The 15,715-nt window shown below is 65.4% G+C and carries 15 protein-coding genes; 12 read left to right on the top strand and 3 right to left on the bottom strand.

Annotated elements, in window-relative coordinates; genetic code table 11:
* Window positions 1-505: 505 nt before the first annotated feature.
* A complete protein-coding gene (locus tag ACH2CY_RS13045; RefSeq protein WP_395019666.1) occupies window positions 506-865 on the bottom strand; it encodes a hypothetical protein in 360 nt (119 codons plus the stop codon).
* Window positions 866-987: 122 nt separating this feature from the next.
* A complete protein-coding gene (locus ACH2CY_RS13040; protein WP_395019664.1) occupies window positions 988-1,350 on the bottom strand; it encodes a DUF1153 domain-containing protein in 363 nt (120 codons plus the stop codon).
* A gap of 535 nt (window positions 1,351-1,885) precedes the next feature.
* On the opposite strand from ACH2CY_RS13040, the gene ACH2CY_RS13035 reads away from it, so the two are divergent.
* From ACH2CY_RS13035 to ACH2CY_RS12985, 11 genes are all read left to right on the top strand, one after another.
* Window positions 1,886-2,971 carry a Gfo/Idh/MocA family protein gene (locus ACH2CY_RS13035; RefSeq protein ID WP_395019662.1) on the top strand — a complete coding sequence of 362 codons (1,086 nt, stop codon included), beginning with the start codon at window positions 1,886-1,888 and terminating at the stop codon, window positions 2,969-2,971.
* Window positions 2,968-4,281, top strand: coding sequence for a Gfo/Idh/MocA family protein (locus ACH2CY_RS13030; RefSeq protein WP_395019660.1), 1,314 nt, complete (start codon window positions 2,968-2,970; stop codon window positions 4,279-4,281). Before ACH2CY_RS13035 ends, ACH2CY_RS13030 begins: the two co-directional genes overlap by 4 nt.
* A gap of 30 nt (window positions 4,282-4,311) precedes the next feature.
* On the top strand, window positions 4,312-5,532 hold the full coding sequence (locus tag ACH2CY_RS13025; RefSeq protein WP_395019658.1) for a glycosyltransferase: 1,221 nt from the start codon (window positions 4,312-4,314) through the stop codon (window positions 5,530-5,532).
* A 212-nt stretch (window positions 5,533-5,744) separates the two neighbouring features.
* Entirely contained in the window at window positions 5,745-6,815 is a 1,071-nt protein-coding gene (gene gmd, locus ACH2CY_RS13020; RefSeq protein ID WP_395019656.1) for a GDP-mannose 4,6-dehydratase, read from the top strand.
* 1 nt (window position 6,816) lies between these two features.
* Window positions 6,817-7,773, top strand: coding sequence for a GDP-L-fucose synthase family protein (locus ACH2CY_RS13015; RefSeq protein WP_395019653.1), 957 nt, complete (start codon window positions 6,817-6,819; stop codon window positions 7,771-7,773).
* Window positions 7,770-9,035, top strand: coding sequence for a glycosyltransferase (locus ACH2CY_RS13010; protein ID WP_395019651.1), 1,266 nt, complete (start codon window positions 7,770-7,772; stop codon window positions 9,033-9,035). The genes ACH2CY_RS13015 and ACH2CY_RS13010 overlap by 4 nt, the downstream gene beginning before the upstream one ends.
* A gap of 3 nt (window positions 9,036-9,038) precedes the next feature.
* Window positions 9,039-9,983 (top strand): methyltransferase domain-containing protein, encoded by a 945-nt coding sequence (locus tag ACH2CY_RS13005; protein WP_395019649.1) that lies wholly within the window; start codon window positions 9,039-9,041, stop codon window positions 9,981-9,983.
* A gap of 39 nt (window positions 9,984-10,022) precedes the next feature.
* On the top strand, window positions 10,023-11,474 hold the full coding sequence (locus tag ACH2CY_RS13000) for a lipopolysaccharide biosynthesis protein (protein ID WP_395019647.1): 1,452 nt from the start codon (window positions 10,023-10,025) through the stop codon (window positions 11,472-11,474).
* 7 nt (window positions 11,475-11,481) lie between these two features.
* Window positions 11,482-12,210: a class I SAM-dependent methyltransferase gene (locus tag ACH2CY_RS12995; protein ID WP_395019646.1), complete on the top strand. Its 729-nt coding sequence runs from the start codon at window positions 11,482-11,484 to the stop codon at window positions 12,208-12,210.
* Between the two features lie 72 nt (window positions 12,211-12,282).
* Window positions 12,283-13,050, top strand: coding sequence for a TylF/MycF/NovP-related O-methyltransferase (locus ACH2CY_RS12990; RefSeq protein WP_395019644.1), 768 nt, complete (start codon window positions 12,283-12,285; stop codon window positions 13,048-13,050).
* Window positions 13,051-13,163: 113 nt separating this feature from the next.
* Complete coding sequence (locus ACH2CY_RS12985) at window positions 13,164-14,213, top strand: hypothetical protein (RefSeq protein ID WP_395019642.1); 1,050 nt, start codon at window positions 13,164-13,166, stop codon at window positions 14,211-14,213.
* Between the two features lie 21 nt (window positions 14,214-14,234).
* Here ACH2CY_RS12985 and ACH2CY_RS12980 read toward each other — a convergent pair whose 3' ends face one another.
* Window positions 14,235-15,104: a glycosyltransferase gene (locus ACH2CY_RS12980; RefSeq protein ID WP_395019641.1), complete on the bottom strand. Its 870-nt coding sequence runs from the start codon at window positions 15,102-15,104 to the stop codon at window positions 14,235-14,237.
* A gap of 211 nt (window positions 15,105-15,315) precedes the next feature.
* Between ACH2CY_RS12980 and ACH2CY_RS12975 the strand changes: the two genes are divergently transcribed.
* A partial coding sequence (locus ACH2CY_RS12975) for a 2-dehydropantoate 2-reductase N-terminal domain-containing protein (protein WP_395019039.1) occupies window positions 15,316-15,715 on the top strand: 400 nt, incomplete at its 3' end.

Here is a 15,715-nt window from a genome sequence, read left to right as displayed (position 1 = left end):
CCTTCGCAAGCAGGCATTGATTCCACGATTAATGGTGCGGTCCATCACCCATTTGAGCGAGATTTTAATAATTAACCCTGAAATCATTTGGAAATATTTGGGTTTTTTAACTTTTGCCGGGACCCGCAAACGCATTCGCCGCCGCGCCGAGAGGAGGGATCGGATCTCGGCCGGATGGATCTCGGCTGCCCGCACCGGCCCAGTTCTTTTGGAAAATTCCAGAACCCGACGCCCGACGGAAGGATGGCTTGTCGCCCAATAATTAAAACTCGCTTGTCTATCGATTTAGTCGAGTTAATTCTGAGCCTGTCGCCATCAGCTACCGGAGGCATCATGTTTTGGATGATCGCGCTGTGGCTCGCCGCCCAGTTGCCGCTGGGCGTGGCCTTGGGCCGTGCATCGGCCGGGGTCAGCTCAAGGTCACCTACGACGGAATCGAAGGATGGAGCCGGCCGGAGGCTTCAGCGCCGGCGCACCGCGCAAGCGGCCCGACGCGAATCCGGGCTCAGGGCTGCGCCAGCGGCGTGATCCGACTGTCGACCGGCCCGACCTTGATGGGCTTGCCGCTGACGATGACCCCGAGGACGGCATCGAGCGAATTGGCCGGCAGGCGCGCCAGATCGGGGACATAGCCGAAGCAGGTGCCGTCGGGCGCGCAGGTGACCGAGCTTTCCCGCGTCCTGCAGCCGTATTCCGTTTCGCTGTCGCGCACGCCATAGGCCGAGCCGCCCGCGCGTGCGCAGGCGATCTCCACGGCGCTGCGCGACAGCGGCGGCATGGCCACGGTCTTCGCGGAAGCCGGCATGGCGGTTGCCAGCAACACGCCACCGAGCAGGCCGATCAGGCAGGGCATTCGAGATTTCATGTTTCGACCGCGCGGAAGATCCAGATCGAGCAGGCCGGATTCTGCGGCCGGCCTCGCCCTCGCTTCAAGCGGAAAGAGCGAGGTGGGGCGACGGCGGTATCTAATTAGCCGTGGAACCGACGCTATCCTTTGCCGTTACCCCTGGTTCCACCCGAGCGATAGATCTGCGATCGCGTGGTGCGAAGTCCATACACGCCATGCTGCTGCAGGGTTTTTTGCCAACTTTGGAACTCCTCGACGGAAACCGAGTAGCGCTCGCAGACTTCCTCGAGACTGAGCGCTCCGGCCTGAACCGCGGCCACCACTTGCGCCTTGCGATGGATGACCCAGCGCGTGATTCCCGGCGGCGGCAGCTCGTCGATCTTGATCGGCTTACGCCGTCGCGTCGCCCGGGCGGCGGCGGCTTCACCGCCCACCGTCTGGTCAGGACTCTTCGTGCTCGGAGCGCACGAAACCGCTCCCAGTTCAGCCTCGGGATTCGTCATTCTAATACCGGTGTGTTCAGACCACGGCCTGCACGCACGGCATCCGCCGCACGTGCCAAGCCCCCACTGCCCTCCGCGCCTCCGTCGTCGAACAGTGGCTCAGCGGTTGGAGGAGTATGTCACAAACCCAGCGAACAGTTGCTCCGCAGGCGCGAAAGATGCCCGCTTAGTTGCTGCGGTTCTCTCATTGGGGTGTGACTCTGCGTTGAAATCGCATCTCCCCTTCTCCAGAGATCCACGCATCCCCGCCCCACCCCGCCGAGCAGCGGCTTATGGCACAGTCTTTCTTTCCTGGACCCCATCCAAGCCACGCACGTTTAGCAGCCGACTGAAGCGCCCGGGCGTGAAGCTGCCTTGCTTCGGGTCTGCCGGTTGGCTATGGGTGGGGACCGCGCTCGCCGGGGCTCAACAGCAAATCGGAAACAGCCCGACTCTATGATCCCAAGAGCACGCACCGCATGATCCCAAGAGCACGCACCGCAGTTTCGGCAAGCCGCCGGAAGAATTTCATCACTGCTCCAATCCGAGACGAATAATGCCATTCCGTTGGGGGATTTTCGGCACCGGTGCCATCTCGGCGAAGTTCGCTGCGGGCCTGGCTGCGGCCCAGGACGCAGAAGTATCGTTCATCGCATCTCGCACCCCGGAACGGGCGCAGCACTTCGCGCAGCAGTTCGGGATCGGCAGGGCGATCGGCGGATATCGCGAGGCGGCCAAGGCGGGCGGCGTGGACGCGGTCTACATCGCCACCCCGCCCTCCGAGCACGCCGCCCATGCGCTGCTCTGCCTGGAAGCCGGCATTCCCGTTCTGGTCGAGAAACCCTTTGCCTCTTCAGCCGCCGACGCCGCGCGAATCGCCGAGACGGCGCGCGCCCATTCCGTCTTCGCCATGGAAGCCATGTGGACGCGCTTCCTTCCGGCCGGCCGTGCGCTCAAGGAAAAGATTGCGGCCCGCGCGGTCGGCCAAGTGCGGCTGGTGGCCGGAAATTTCGGCAGCTCCCAGGTCCCGGATCCGAACAGCGGCATGTTCAACCCGAACACCGGCGGCGGCGCGCTCGCGCATCTCGCCGCCTATCCGCTTTCGCTCGGCCAATGGCTGTTCGGCGCGCCGACACTGGTCCAGGCGATCGGCACCATCGGCCCGACCGGCGTCGATGAGGATGCCGCATTCCAGCTGCTCTATCCCGGCGGCGTCATCGGCTCCTATTTCGTGAGCGCGCGCGCCTGGGCGCCCGACGCGTTCCAGGTGCTCGGCAGCGACGGCATGATCGCGGTGCGCGGCTCGGTGGTGCGGCCCTATGGGCTCGACATCGTCGAGGAGGCGCCGCTCAAGCCCGAGCAGGCCCAGTTCGGCTTGAAGGCCCGCTTGAAGCAGCACGGCCTGGTGCATCGGATCGCCCAGGTCATGGGCCGGTCGAGCCGTGGCCGCGGGAAGGCGCATCGCTACCACTACGCCGGCAACGGCTACCACTACGAGGCGGAAGAGGTGCGCGCCTGCATCGGGAAGGGCGCGGTCGAGAGCGCGATCATGCCGCTCGACGACAGCGTCGCGGTCGCCGAAACGGTGGACCGGATCCGCGCCGCCATCCGGGGCCAGGCGGCCGGGAGTGGCGTGGCGTGAAGATCGCGTTTGTCGGCTGCGGCTATGTGTTCGACATCTACATGCGGACGCGCTGGGCCTATCCCGAAATCGAGATCCGCGGCGTCTTTGACATCGATGCGCGCCGCGCGGCCGTGGTGTCGCAGCATTACGGCTTCAAGGTCTACCCGAGCTACGCGGCGCTGCTGGCGGATCCCGGGGTCGAGGCGGTGGTCAACCTCACCAGCATCAACGCGCATTACGAGGTCATCAAGCGGGCGCTGGAAGCCGGCAAGCATGTCTATTCCGAGAAGCCGACGACCAAGAATCTCGAGCAGACGCGCGAATTGTTCGCGCTGGCCGAGGCCCGCGGCCTGGTGCTGACCGGCGCGCCCTGCAATCTCTATTCGGACGCGATCTCCACGGTCTGGAAGGCGCTGCGCGACAATGCGATCGGCAAGCCGGTCCTCGTCTATGCCGAGATGGACGACAATCCCGCGCATCTGATGCGCCTCGAGACCGTGCAGAGCCCGACCGGCGCGCCGTTTCCCTATGCAGAGGAGCTGCAGGAAGGCTGCACCGTCGAGCATGTCGGCTATCACCTGGTCTGGATCTGCGCGATCTTCGGCCCGGTGCTCTCGGTGACCGCATTCTCGAAGGCGCTGGTCGCGCGCAAGACCGCGACGCCGCTCAGCCCCGCCGACACGCCGGATTTCTCCGTCGCCTGCCTCAACTTCGCCAACGGGGTTGCCGCGCGCATCACCTGTTCCTGGGTGGCGCCGCGCGACCACCGGCTGCGGATCATCGGCGATGCCGGCGAGATCGTGCTCGACAATACCTTCCACGACCAGTCGCCGGTGCACCTGGAGCGCTTTTCGCGGGTGAGCCTCGCGGCGCGCAAGGCCTATACCGCGCGCAACCAGCCGCTGATCGGCCGGGCGCTCGGGATCGGCGGGCGCCGGCAGCCGCTGGTGCGGCGCTGGAAGTCGCACGCGGTCGAGGCCGAGCGCGGCGTCGGGCGCTCGTTGAAGCATAAATTCGTGAGCTGGCTGCGCCGGCGCGAGATCTACGCCCAGGACAAGCTGCTCGGCATCGCCGAGATGATGCGCGCGCTGCGCGAAGGCCGGCCGCAGCCGATGCCGCCGGATTTCCTGCTGCATCTCAACGAGCTCACCTTGCTGATCCAGGGTTCGGGGACGGATGGCATCGCGACCGTACCCAAGACCACGTTCAAGCCGCTCGCGCCGCTGCAAGATGCCGTCTCCGGTGCGCGCAACTATGCTTCGACCTACCGTCCTCATACGCTCGAGAAGCTGATGGCCCGCGTGGTCGAGAAGCTGCATCGGCGCTGAGTCCCGCCTCCCTCCTGCATGGATCAATCCTTGTCCGTTCTCTGGGTCTGCAAACACATTCCTTATCCGATGCAGGCCGGCGACCGCGTCTATTCGGCGGAGCTGGCCCAGGCGGTTGCCCGCGCCGGGGTCGCGCTCGATGTCGTCGGCATGGCCGACGGCCCGGTCCCGGCAGCGCATGCCGCCGATCCCCGGGCGCCGCGCTGGCACCCGGTCGCCGCCCCCGAGCGCGGCACTTTGAGCGCCCTCATGAGCCCGCTGCCGCTGGCCGCCGCGCGCTTCTCGCCGCCGGCCTTGCGCGCGAAGCTGCAGGCGCTCACCCGCGAGACCAAACCCGAAGCGGTCGTGCTCGATTATTACGGCTCGGGCTGGGCGCTCGACAGCTTGCGCGCGCTGGGCTCGAAGCTGCCGATCGTCTACGTCGCGCATAACTTCGAGGAACAGGTGGCGCGCGACATCGCCGCCGGGTTCAAGGGCTCGCCGGCCCGCAAGCTGGCGGTCAAGCTCAACGCCGCCAAGATCGGGCGCCTGGAGCGCCGCATGGTCGAGGCCTGCGACCTGCTGGTCGCCCTGACCGAGAAGGACCGCGCCGACATCCTTTCCTGGTGCCCGCAGAAACCGGGGCTGGTGCTGCCGCCGGGCTTCGGCGGCTATCGCGCCGCGGCGCGGACGATCGACGCCGGCGTGCCGCGGCGGGTCGTGATGCTGGGCTCGGTCCGCTGGATCGCCAAGCAGATCAACGTCGCCGAGTTCCTCGCCGTGGCCGACGGCATCTTCCGCGAGAACGGCATCCAGTTCGACATCATCGGCGACGTCGACGAGAAATTCCGCGCCGAGTGGACGCCGCGCCTCAAGGCGACGCGCTTCCTCGGCTTCGTCGATGACCTCGCCGCCGAGCTCCGCAACGCCCGGCTCGGCCTGATCATCGAGGCGGTCGGCGGCGGCTTCAAGCTGAAGGTGCTGGACTATCTGTTCGGCCGCATGCCGATCGCGGCGCTGGAGGGCTCGTTCGAAGGCCTGCCGCCGGCCGCGCTCGCCAACATCGTCACGGAAAAGTCGGCGCGGGATCTGGTCGGGGCCGTGCTCCGGCTGATCGACGACTTCCCCGCCCTCAACCGCATGCAGGCCGCCTGCTACGACGCGGTCCAGAACGTCTATGACTGGGACGGCAACGGCCGGAAATTCGCCGACGCCCTGGAACGGCTGGCCCGGGGTGAACCGCTGGGCGCGCCGCCGTTGCCGGCCGGATAAGGAACGATTCACCGCCCCGGCGAGTTTGGTTGCCGCCTTTCGCGCCCGGAAACCACGCCGCGCTGTCCTTTTCTCGAGATTTTCCCTTCCTTTTTGGAAAAAGAAAAATACTATACTGCACTGCAACATGAGCCGGGCGACAGCCGCCCAGCGGACCCCAGCCGGATCGCACCACCTGGCGCTTGCCGCCGCATCATTGGAGTAGGAAGTCTATGGCCGACAACCGCAAGGTTGCCCTGATCACCGGCGCCACCGGGCAGGACGGCGCCTATCTCGCCGAACTGCTGCTCGCCAAGGGCTATGTCGTCCACGGCATCAAGCGGCGCTCGTCCTCCTTCAACACCGGGCGGATCGAGCATATCTACCAGGACCCGCACGAGACCAACCCGCAGTTCTTCCTGCATTACGGCGACATGGTGGACTCGACGAACATCATCCGCGTGGTGCAGGAGACCCAGCCCGACGAGATCTACAACCTCGCGGCACAATCCCATGTGCAGGTCAGCTTCGAGACCCCGGAATACACCGCCAACGCCGATGCGATCGGCACGCTCCGGCTGCTGGAGGCGATCCGGCTGCTCGGCCTCACCAACAAGTCCCGCTTCTACCAGGCCTCGACCTCGGAGCTCTACGGCAAGGTCCAGGAAGTGCCGCAGAGCGAGACCACGCCCTTCTACCCGCGCTCGCCCTATGCCGCGGCCAAGCTCTACGGCTACTGGATCACGGTCAACTACCGCGAGGCCTATGGGATGCACGCCTCGAACGGCATCCTGTTCAACCACGAGAGCCCGATCCGCGGCGAGACCTTCGTCACCCGCAAGATCACCCGCGCGGTCGCGGCGATCCATCTCGACCGCCAGGACCGGCTCTATCTCGGCAACCTCGATTCCAAGCGCGACTGGGGCCATGCCAAGGAATACGTGAAGGGCATGTGGCTGATGCTGCAGCAGGACCAGCCGGACGACTACGTGCTGGCGACCGGCGAGACCCACACCGTGCGCTCCTTCGTCGAGAAGGCCTTCGCCGAGGTCGGCACCGCGATCGAGTGGAAGGGCAGCGGCGTCGCCGAGAAGGGCCTCTGCGCCAAGACCGGCAAGACCCTGGTCGAGATCGACCCGCGCTATTTCCGCCCGACCGAAGTGGACCTCCTGATCGGCGATCCCAGGAAGGCGCAGGAGAAGCTCGGCTGGAAGCACGAGATCAAGCTCGACCAGCTGGTCTCGGAGATGGTGCGCGAGGATTTGAAGGTGATGGCCTCGGCGCCGATCATGAAGGGCGCCTAGGATGAGTGTCGGCAGCCCCTATTCGCTGGCCGGCAAGCGCGTCTGGGTCGCCGGCCATCGCGGCATGGTGGGCGCGGCGATCCTGCGCCGGCTGAAGGCGGAGCATTGCGAGCTCCTGACCGTCGGCCGCGACCAGGTCGACCTGAAGCGCCAGGCCTCGGTCGAGGCCTGGATGGCGCAGGCCCAGCCGCAGGCGGTGTTCCTGGCGGCCGCCAAGGTCGGCGGCATCCTCGCCAACGACACTTATCCCGCCGATTTCCTCTACGACAACCTGCTGATCGAGACCAACATCATCGGCGCCGCCTTCGCGACCGGGGTCGAGAAGCTGATGTTCCTGGGCTCCAGCTGCATCTACCCGAAGCTGGCGCCGCAGCCGATCACCGAGGACGCGCTGCTGACCGGCCCCTTGGAGCCGACCAACGAGTGGTACGCGATCGCCAAGATCGCCGGCATCAAGCTCTGCCAGGCCTACCGCCGCCAGCACGGCAGCGACTATGTCTCCGCCATGCCGACCAATCTCTACGGCCCCGGCGACAACTTCGACTTGAAGTCCAGCCATGTGATGCCGGCGCTGATCCGCAAGGCGCACGAGGCGAAGCTACGCGGCGACAAGGAGATCGTGATGTGGGGCACCGGCGCGCCGCGCCGCGAGTTCCTGCATGTCGATGACTGCGCCGATGCCTGCGTGCATCTCATGAAGGTCTATTCCGGCGACGGCCACGTGAACGTCGGCTCGGGCGAGGACGTCACCATCCTGGAGCTGACGCAGCTGGTCTGCGAGATCGTCGGCTTCAAGGGCGGGATCAAGCACGACCTCTCGAAGCCGGACGGCACGCCGCGGAAGCTGATGAGCGCCGCGAAGATCCGCGCGCTCGGCTGGCAGCCCAGGATCGGCCTGCGCGAAGGCATCGAAGACGCCTACCGCGCCTTCCTCGAAGCGACATCGAGGGCGGCGTGAAAGTCGGCTACCTCGTCACCGAATTCCCCACGCTCTCCCAGACTTTCGTCCTCGACGAGATCAAGGGGCACCTGAACAACAACGTCGAGGTCGTCGCGGTCTCGCTGATCAAGGCCGCCGCCGGCAGCCCGGCCTGGCGCAATCTCGACCGCGCCAGGGTCGCCATCGTCGATGTCTTCAAGGTCCGGTTCTGGAAATTTGGCCTGGTCGAGAAGCTGCTGGTCGCCGCCCTGGAACTTGCTGCACAGCCCCGCCTGAAACCGATCCTCCAGGACCGCAGCCTCGGCGGATTAAACGACCGCCTCACCGTCATCGGCCTGGCCCGCGCGATCCGCGTCAATCGCAAGCTGGCCGGGCTGGACCTGCTGCATTGCCATTTCGGGCCGAACGGCCGCTACGCCGCCGCGCTGAAGCAGGCCGGGGCCTTCGACCGCCCGATTGTGACCACCTTTCACGCCTACGAGCTGTCGTCGCTGCTGCGCGTGGTGAAGCCCGGATATTACGAAACGCTGTTCAAGTTCGGCGCGCTGTTCCTGCCGATCAGCCGGCACTGGGTCGGGAAGCTGGTCGCGCTCGGCTGCGATCCCGCGCGCATCGTGGTGCACCATATGGGCATCGACTGCCCGCGGAACCCGTTCCACGACCGGAGCGGCGGCGGGCCGCGCCTGATCGCCACCGGCCGCCTGATCGAGAAGAAGGGGCATACCTACACCCTGCGCGCGCTGGCCCTGGTGAAGCAGCGCGATCCCCATCTCGCCTTCAGCCTCGACATCGTCGGCGAAGGCCCGCAGCTGGCCCGCCTCCAGGCCGAGGCCGTGCAGCTGGGTCTCGCCGATCGGGTGACGTTCCACGGCGGCCTGCCGCATGGCCGGACGCTCGAGCTGCTGAACCAGGCCTCCATCTTCATATTGCCCAGCGTCACCGCGACCGACGGCGATGTGGAGGGAATCCCGGTGGCGATCATGGAAGCGATGGCCCAGGGCCTGCCGGTGATCAGCACCTTCCACAGCGGCATCCCGGAGCTGGTCGAGGACGGCGTCTCCGGCCTCCTGGTGCCGGAGCGCGACGTCGAGGCCCTCGCCGCGGCGATCGAGGCGATGCTCAGCACCCCGCAGAAGTGGGGCGAGGTCGGCCGCGCCGGCCGCCGCAAGATCGAATCGGAGTTCAACGGCAGCGCGCTCAGCCGGCAATTGCTGGAGCTTTACAAGTCTACCGTGACCAGCCCAGAACCCGAACGCAGTCGTGTTCTAGAGAAAGCGTAGACCGTGAAATCAACCGCACATCCAGATTTCCAGATCGTGCCCGCCGAGGGGGCCCGGCGGATCGCGCATTTCAAGCGCGACGAGATCATCCCGCTCTATGAAGAGTCCCTGCCCGTGCCGCAGGACATGCGCAACGAGTTCTGCGACTTCGAACTTTGGGAATGCGAGCAATCGAAGCTGATCTATGCCATGCCGGCCATCCCCGGTTCCGGCCGCTTCTACGAGTGGATCACCAAGGAGGAGGGCTACTACCCCACCGCCCGGCGGGAATGGGCGATCATCGCCGATGAAGTCTCGAAGCTGGGTCCGGACGCGCATGTCATCGACATCGGCTGCGGCGCCGGCAACCTGCTGGACTACCTGCGGACCTGCACCAAGGCCACGCTGCACGGCCTGGATGCCACCCCGACCTCGGTCGAGATCTGCCGCTCGAAAGGCCACACCGCCCATCTCGGCCTGCTCTCCGACCTCATCGCCGACAAGGCCAATCACGGCAAGTTCTCGGCCGTGATCATGACCCATCTGCTGGAGCATGTGCCTAAGCCGATCGAGCTGGTGGCGGAAGCGAGCGTCTTGCTGAAGAAGGATGGCGGCAAGCTCTTCATCTCGACGCCGCATTCGCCGACCCTCTATGAGGGGTCCGGCTATCACGGCAAGAACCTGCCGCCGCACCACCTGACCCGCTGGCGTGCGCCGGCCTATGTCGAGCTCGCGAAGCGATTTGGCATGCAGGTGGACATCCGTTCCCTTGTCACGGGGTCGACCCTCGGCGCGCTGGCCGATCATTTCGCCTCGGCGCTGAAGCTGAAGGTCGGAAGGAAGAAGCTGCCGATGGAGGCCGTGAAGCACCCGGTACAGCTCGTCCGGTCGCTCTACGCCATCGCCACACGCGACCGCGCGAACGGCAAAATCATCGGGGATGACATCCTTGGGATCTTTTCCTTTTGACCCAAGCCAAGCTACAGGGCGCGTCGCACCGCTAGAACGATGCTGCACAAACTCCTGATTCAACGCGGCGGCGTGGCCTCTAGGGTCAGTTGGGCCGCGATTGCCCAGGCGGGCAAGCTCGCGATCCAGTTCGGCGGCATTGCGATCATGACCCGCTTGCTGCCAGTCTCCGACTTCGGCCTGCTCGCAATGGCCGCCCTGTTCACCACCTTCGCCCTGCTTCTACAGGACATGGGCACCTCCGCGGCACTTATTCAGCGCAAGGAGTTGACGACTGAGCTGGTCAGCACCGTCTTCTGGCTCAACGTGTTCGTTGGCGTCGGCATATGTGCGATCCTCATCGCCATCTCGCCGGTCGCCGCCTTGGTTTTTGCCGAACCACGCCTCGAACCGGTTCTGATGGCGCTCGCTTTGGTCTTTCCCCTGACGACCATAGGAACCGTTCCGATCTCTTTGATGCAGCGAACCGGGCGCCTGCGCCAAATCGGCTTGATCGAGTTGGGATCGGCAACCGCCGCTCTGGCAATCGCTGTGCTCGCAGCGCAGCACGGTTTCGGCGTCTACAGTTTGGTGATCCAGCAGGCGGTCGGGGCTGCCCTTCAGAACGGAATGCTCTGGCTTTGCTCGGAGCATTACCCGCAACTCCGCTGGTCCAGCGCGGAGATGAAACGCATCTGGGGATTCACCGGCCATCTCGTCGCCTTCAACACTCTCAACTACTTCAACCGCAACGCCGACAAGATGCTGATGGCGCGCTTCCTGGGCGCGCACGACCTGGCGCTCTACTCGATGGGTTACCGGTTTATCATCGCGCCGCTGCAGTTCCTGGGCGGAATGTCCAACCGCGTGCTGCTGCCGATCTACAGCGAGAAGCAGAGCCAGCCGGCGGAAATAGGCACGCACTTCGTCAAGACGCTCGCGCTGATCAGCATCGTCATCGGTCCTATGATGGCTCTGCTGTGGGGCCTGCGTCAGCCCGTTGTAGCTGTCCTCTTGGGGCCGGATTGGTACGCGGTGGCCGATGTCCTCGCCTGGTTTGCGCCGGTCGGTTTCATCCAGGCCATCGCGACCAATGTCGGGCTGATCCTGATCGCGCTCGGCAAGACGAAGCTCCTGCGCAATCTCGGCTTCGTCGGCGTGGTGCTGTATCTTTCCGTTTTCTTCGCATGCATTCCGTTCGGCATCGTCGGCGTTGCGGCCGGGTACTTCTTCGCCAATGTCGGCCTCTGCGCCGTGACCCTCCATATTGCGCTGAAGCTGGTTCACCAAAGCCTGCCGTCGCTGTTCCGGGCGATCTGGAAACAGACTCTGTTCTCTTGCCTCATCGGCCTCGCGGCCTGGGTCCCGATCGAGTATGGCTGGCTGGACGGTATCTCGCCCTTTCTGCTGCTCGTCATCCTCGCCCCGCTGGGGATGGTCTTATACTTGGCGCTTGTGGCAATGTTTCTCCGCGACTTCTTGCGCTTGCTTCTCGGAGCGCTGCGCAAATGAGGATGAGATGAAGAACGAGGACAAATGGGTGCCGACGAAGTTCGTCGAGCGGGACGGCGCCTGGGTCTCGTCGCGGACCGATGTCGGCCCCTCTTCCTGGCTCATCACGGACTTGGTCGCTTCCGCCTATCATCGCGCTATCGCTGCGCATTGCCGAGGCCGCGTGATCGACGTGGGCTGTGGATCGGCGCCGCTCTACGCGATGTATCGGAAGCACGCGAGTAGCGTCACCTGCATCGATTGGGACAACAGCCTACACAATTTGAGCTTCTGTGACAGTTACGTGGACTTGAATCGGGCCTGGGATGGCGTCCCCAGCGACTCCTTCGACACTGTGATCTCGACCGATGTCATGGAGCATCTTCACAGCCCGGAGACGTTCTTCTCCGAGGCGGCGCGGGTCCTGGCGCCCGGTGGCAAGTTCATTCTCAGCCTTCCGTTTCTGTACTGGATTCACGAGGCTCCGCATGACTACCTGCGCCACACCGAGTTCAGCCTCAGGCGCCTCTGCCGGCTGAATCGGCTGGAAGTCGTCGAGCTCACGACCACGGGCGGCGCCCCAGAGGTCTTGGCCGACATGGCTTTCAAGATGTTCGGGCCGGGAAAAACGGCCTCGAAATTTCTTTACTATTTTGCGCGCGGAATGCTGCGGTGTCCGCCGTTTCCGCGGATCTCGAGGAGGACCCGTCAGGCATTGCCGCTCGGCTACGTGCTTGTCGCGTCGAAACCCGCTTGATGGCGCTCCCATTGCTGGCTGCCGGACGGAGTGCGATGCTTAAGTCTCAACCATTCGCTGGGAAAGTTTGACATGACGGCGTTCAAATCGATGGCCAAGAAGCCGATCCAGGCGGCGCTGGGCGCGGTGGGCCTTCAGCTTTCGAAAAAGCAGGCCGCGCAGCCCAGCGCAGAACTCTCGGATCAGCCCGACTGGATTCGGGGCATCATCCGCAAAGTGACACCCTTCACCATGACCAGTCATGAACGGCTGGCATCCCTCTGCCAGGCCGTCGCGTATGTCGTGAAGAACCGGATCGAGGGCGACATCATTGAGTGCGGCGTGTGGAAGGGCGGCAGCATGATGGCGGCCGCTTTGGCGTTGAAACACCTCGGCGACACTCAACGGTCTCTGTTCCTATTCGATACATTCGAGGGCATGTCCGAACCCTCCGAGGCGGATGTGCAGGCCTCGGACAAGCAGACCGCGACCGCGATGCAGGATCAGAACGCCGACGGGTGGTGCTATTCACCCATCGATGAGGTCCGCAGCAATATCCAATCGGTCGGCTACCCCTCCGACAAGATTCATCTGATCAAGGGAAAGGTCGAGGACACCATCCCCTACGCCTTCCCGAAACCCTTCGCGATCCTGCGCCTGGATACGGACTGGTATGAATCCACGCGCCATGAATTGCAGCACCTCTACCCGCAACTCGTCTCGCGCGGCGCGCTGATCATCGACGACTACGGACATTGGGAAGGCGCGCGCCGGGCCGTGGACGAGTACATCGAGGCCAACAAGCTTCCCTTGCTGCTCAACCGCATCGACTATACCGGCCGCATCGCGATAAAGCCGTAAAGTCGCCCATGGAAAGCAAGGTGCGCCTCGGAACACTCGACGGCCTGCGCGGTAGCGTGGCGCTCGCGCGGTCAACCGGCACGTTCTAGATTTGACGCGGGTGAACTGGCCCAATGACACCTCAGGTTGATCGGAAGCGCTCCACCTCAAACCCGCCCACCCCGCGCCACTCCGCCGCGCATTGGATCGCTGTCCGCGACGTCGGGCATTATTCCGAATACCGCCGCTTGCTGACCGCCGAGCTTCAGGCCCTGGGCATCACGCTCGAGACCGAGAACCCTTCGCCCGGCGCCACCGCGTTCTATGCCGCCATCGACGACCACTGGACCGTGTTCATGCGCTCCGCCTTGCGCGCGGCGCTGGGCGGGCCGCGGACGGTTGGGCTGTTCTTCCGGCCGGGGCAGTGCTTCCTCGGCAAGCTGCGCGCGCCGTTCAAGCGGCTGGTCTTCGCCGTCGCCGCGCGGCTGCCGCGCACCTCGGTGCTGATCATCCTGCCCTTCGACATCGACCGCCGCCTCGGCCAGGTGGCGAGCGACTGGCTCTACGACCCGCAGCTCTGGGACCTGCATTTCTTCGGCATGCCGCCGGCCGACGCCTTCCCGGCGCTCGACCATGAGATCGCGGCGGCGGCGCAGGGCCGGCAGGTGGTGCTGTCGCTGGGCCAGGTCGAGCTGCGCAAGGGCTTCGATGCCTTCGTCGAGATCTGGCGCCATTCGCCCGAGATCCGCGCCCGCTATCTCTTCGTCTCGGCGGGCCGGGTGAACGCGGAATCCCGTAACGCCGCCGACGCCTTTGCCGCAGCCGGCGGATTGCTGATCGACCGCCGCATGGCGGACGAGGAGATCCGCCATCTCTACCGCCACGCCGCGCTGATCTGGTCCTGCTACAACCCGATCCACGACCAGGCCTCCGGCATCCTGGGCCGCGCGGTGCAGCTCGGCGTTCCTGTGATCGTCCGCGCCGGCTCCTACCTGGAGAAGCTGGCGCGGCATCTCGAGCACCCGACCGTCGCGATCCCGTTCCGCGACGCCGAGGCCGCCGCCGCGCAGCTCCTCAATGCGCCTCCGCCGCCGCTCGACGCCGCGGTGGCCGAAGCACGGGTCAAGGCGATGCGCGACCGCAGCCTCGCGGTGCTGGCCCGCCATCTCGGCGGCAAGGCTTAGGCTTGCCCGCGACCGCCGACGCTAGTCGTACCGCCGCCGGCGCGGCATCTTCGCCCGCAGGTATTTCAGGATGATGCGCTTCACCTGGCCCTTGGTCGGGCGGCTGCCCAGCACATGCGTGAGATCGTGCCAGTCCGGCCAGATGTCGTAGCCGTCCTGGAAGATCTGCATGAACAGCGCGAGGTTCAGCCGCGGGTCGAGGTCGCGATGCTTGGCCGAGATCCGCGCATAGGCGTTGCGGATCCGCTCCGCCTTCGAGGAGATGCGGTCGCCGCGGTCCTCGTCGTCGTAGAGATAGCTCGGCGCGTCCGCGAGGTAGGCGGGGCCGTATTTCAGCAGGATGCGGATGAAGAGATCGAGGTCCTGCCAGGCCGGCAGCTGCTCGTCGAACATCCCGACGCCATGATAATGCGCGCGCGGCGCGAACAGCTGGTTGCCGACGACGTTGAGGCGGAACAGATCCTGGTATTGCGCCGAGGGCGGCCGCTTCCACAGGCTCTCGGTCCCGGCCCGCATCGCGACTGCGTGCGAGTAGAGGCCGGAGGGCGTGATGCCGCGGGCGGCGTAGTCGTGCCACGCCGCGATGAAGCTGCTGATGCGGTTCCCGGCAAAGGCGTCGTCGTCGTCCAGCCCGGTGACGAACTCGCCCCTGGCCTGCGCGATCGCGCGATTGCGCGCGACCGGCGCGCCCATCGGCTTGTCGTTGAACAGCGCGATCATGCGGGGATCCGCGGCGGCGGCGGCCTTGAGATAGGCCGGCGTCGTGTCGGTCGAGCCGTCGTCCACCACGATCAGCTCGATCTCGCGATGGTCCTGGCCGAGCACCGAGTTGACGGCGCGCTCGACCAGGGCCTGGCGGTTCCGCGTCGGGATGTAAACTGTAACAATCATCGGATGAATCGATCGGAGGGAACGGCCGAAGCCGGAGAAGGTTCCGTGCCGCCGCCGCGGCAACCTGAGGCTATCACCGGGATCCGCTCTCCTCGACCGTATGCGTTGCCTGTGGGCGGAAAGCCCGCTACTTTGCGCGGCGTTCAGCCGGGGCAATTTCGGCCCGTTTCAAATCGGCGAACGCCGCACAAGTTCCAGAGATAGCAATACAATGAAGATAGCGGTCATTGGTAGCGGATATGTCGGCCTGGTGTCCGGCGCCTGCCTTTCCGAGTTCGGCCACCAGGTGGTCTGCATCGACCTGGATGCGGGCAAGATCGAGCGGTTGAAGCGGGGCGAGATCCCGATCTACGAGCCCGGCCTCAACGACCTGGTCGAGCGCAACGCCGCGGCCAAGCGCCTCGCCTTCTCGACCGACATCGCCGAGATCGCCGGCGCCCAGGCGATCTTCATCGCGGTCGGCACGCCGAGCCGGCGCGGCGATGGCCATGCCGACATGAGCTATGTCCACAGCGCCGCGAAACAGATCGCCGGGCACCTCAAGGACTACGCGGTCATCGTCACCAAATCGACGGTCCCCGTCGGCACCGGCCGCGAGGTCGCGCGGATTG

This window comes from Dongia sp. (assembly GCF_041905885.1).
GTDB lineage: Bacteria > Pseudomonadota > Alphaproteobacteria > Dongiales > Dongiaceae > Dongia.
This window is presented reverse-complemented; position numbering and strand designations above follow the sequence as displayed.

Coding starts and splice junctions, on each gene's coding strand:
- ACH2CY_RS12980 (WP_395019641.1), bottom strand. CDS start 15,104: ATGATTGTTACAGTTTACATCCCGACGCGGAACCGCCAGGCCCTGGTC.
- ACH2CY_RS13040 (WP_395019664.1), bottom strand. CDS start 1,350: ATGACGAATCCCGAGGCTGAACTGGGAGCGGTTTCGTGCGCTCCGAGC.
- ACH2CY_RS13015 (WP_395019653.1), top strand. CDS start 6,817: ATGAGTGTCGGCAGCCCCTATTCGCTGGCCGGCAAGCGCGTCTGGGTC.
- ACH2CY_RS12995 (WP_395019646.1), top strand. CDS start 11,482: ATGAAGAACGAGGACAAATGGGTGCCGACGAAGTTCGTCGAGCGGGAC.
- ACH2CY_RS12985 (WP_395019642.1), top strand. CDS start 13,164: ATGACACCTCAGGTTGATCGGAAGCGCTCCACCTCAAACCCGCCCACC.
- ACH2CY_RS13000 (WP_395019647.1), top strand. CDS start 10,023: ATGCTGCACAAACTCCTGATTCAACGCGGCGGCGTGGCCTCTAGGGTC.
- ACH2CY_RS12990 (WP_395019644.1), top strand. CDS start 12,283: ATGACGGCGTTCAAATCGATGGCCAAGAAGCCGATCCAGGCGGCGCTG.
- gmd (WP_395019656.1), top strand. CDS start 5,745: ATGGCCGACAACCGCAAGGTTGCCCTGATCACCGGCGCCACCGGGCAG.
- ACH2CY_RS13035 (WP_395019662.1), top strand. CDS start 1,886: ATGCCATTCCGTTGGGGGATTTTCGGCACCGGTGCCATCTCGGCGAAG.
- ACH2CY_RS13045 (WP_395019666.1), bottom strand. CDS start 865: ATGAAATCTCGAATGCCCTGCCTGATCGGCCTGCTCGGTGGCGTGTTG.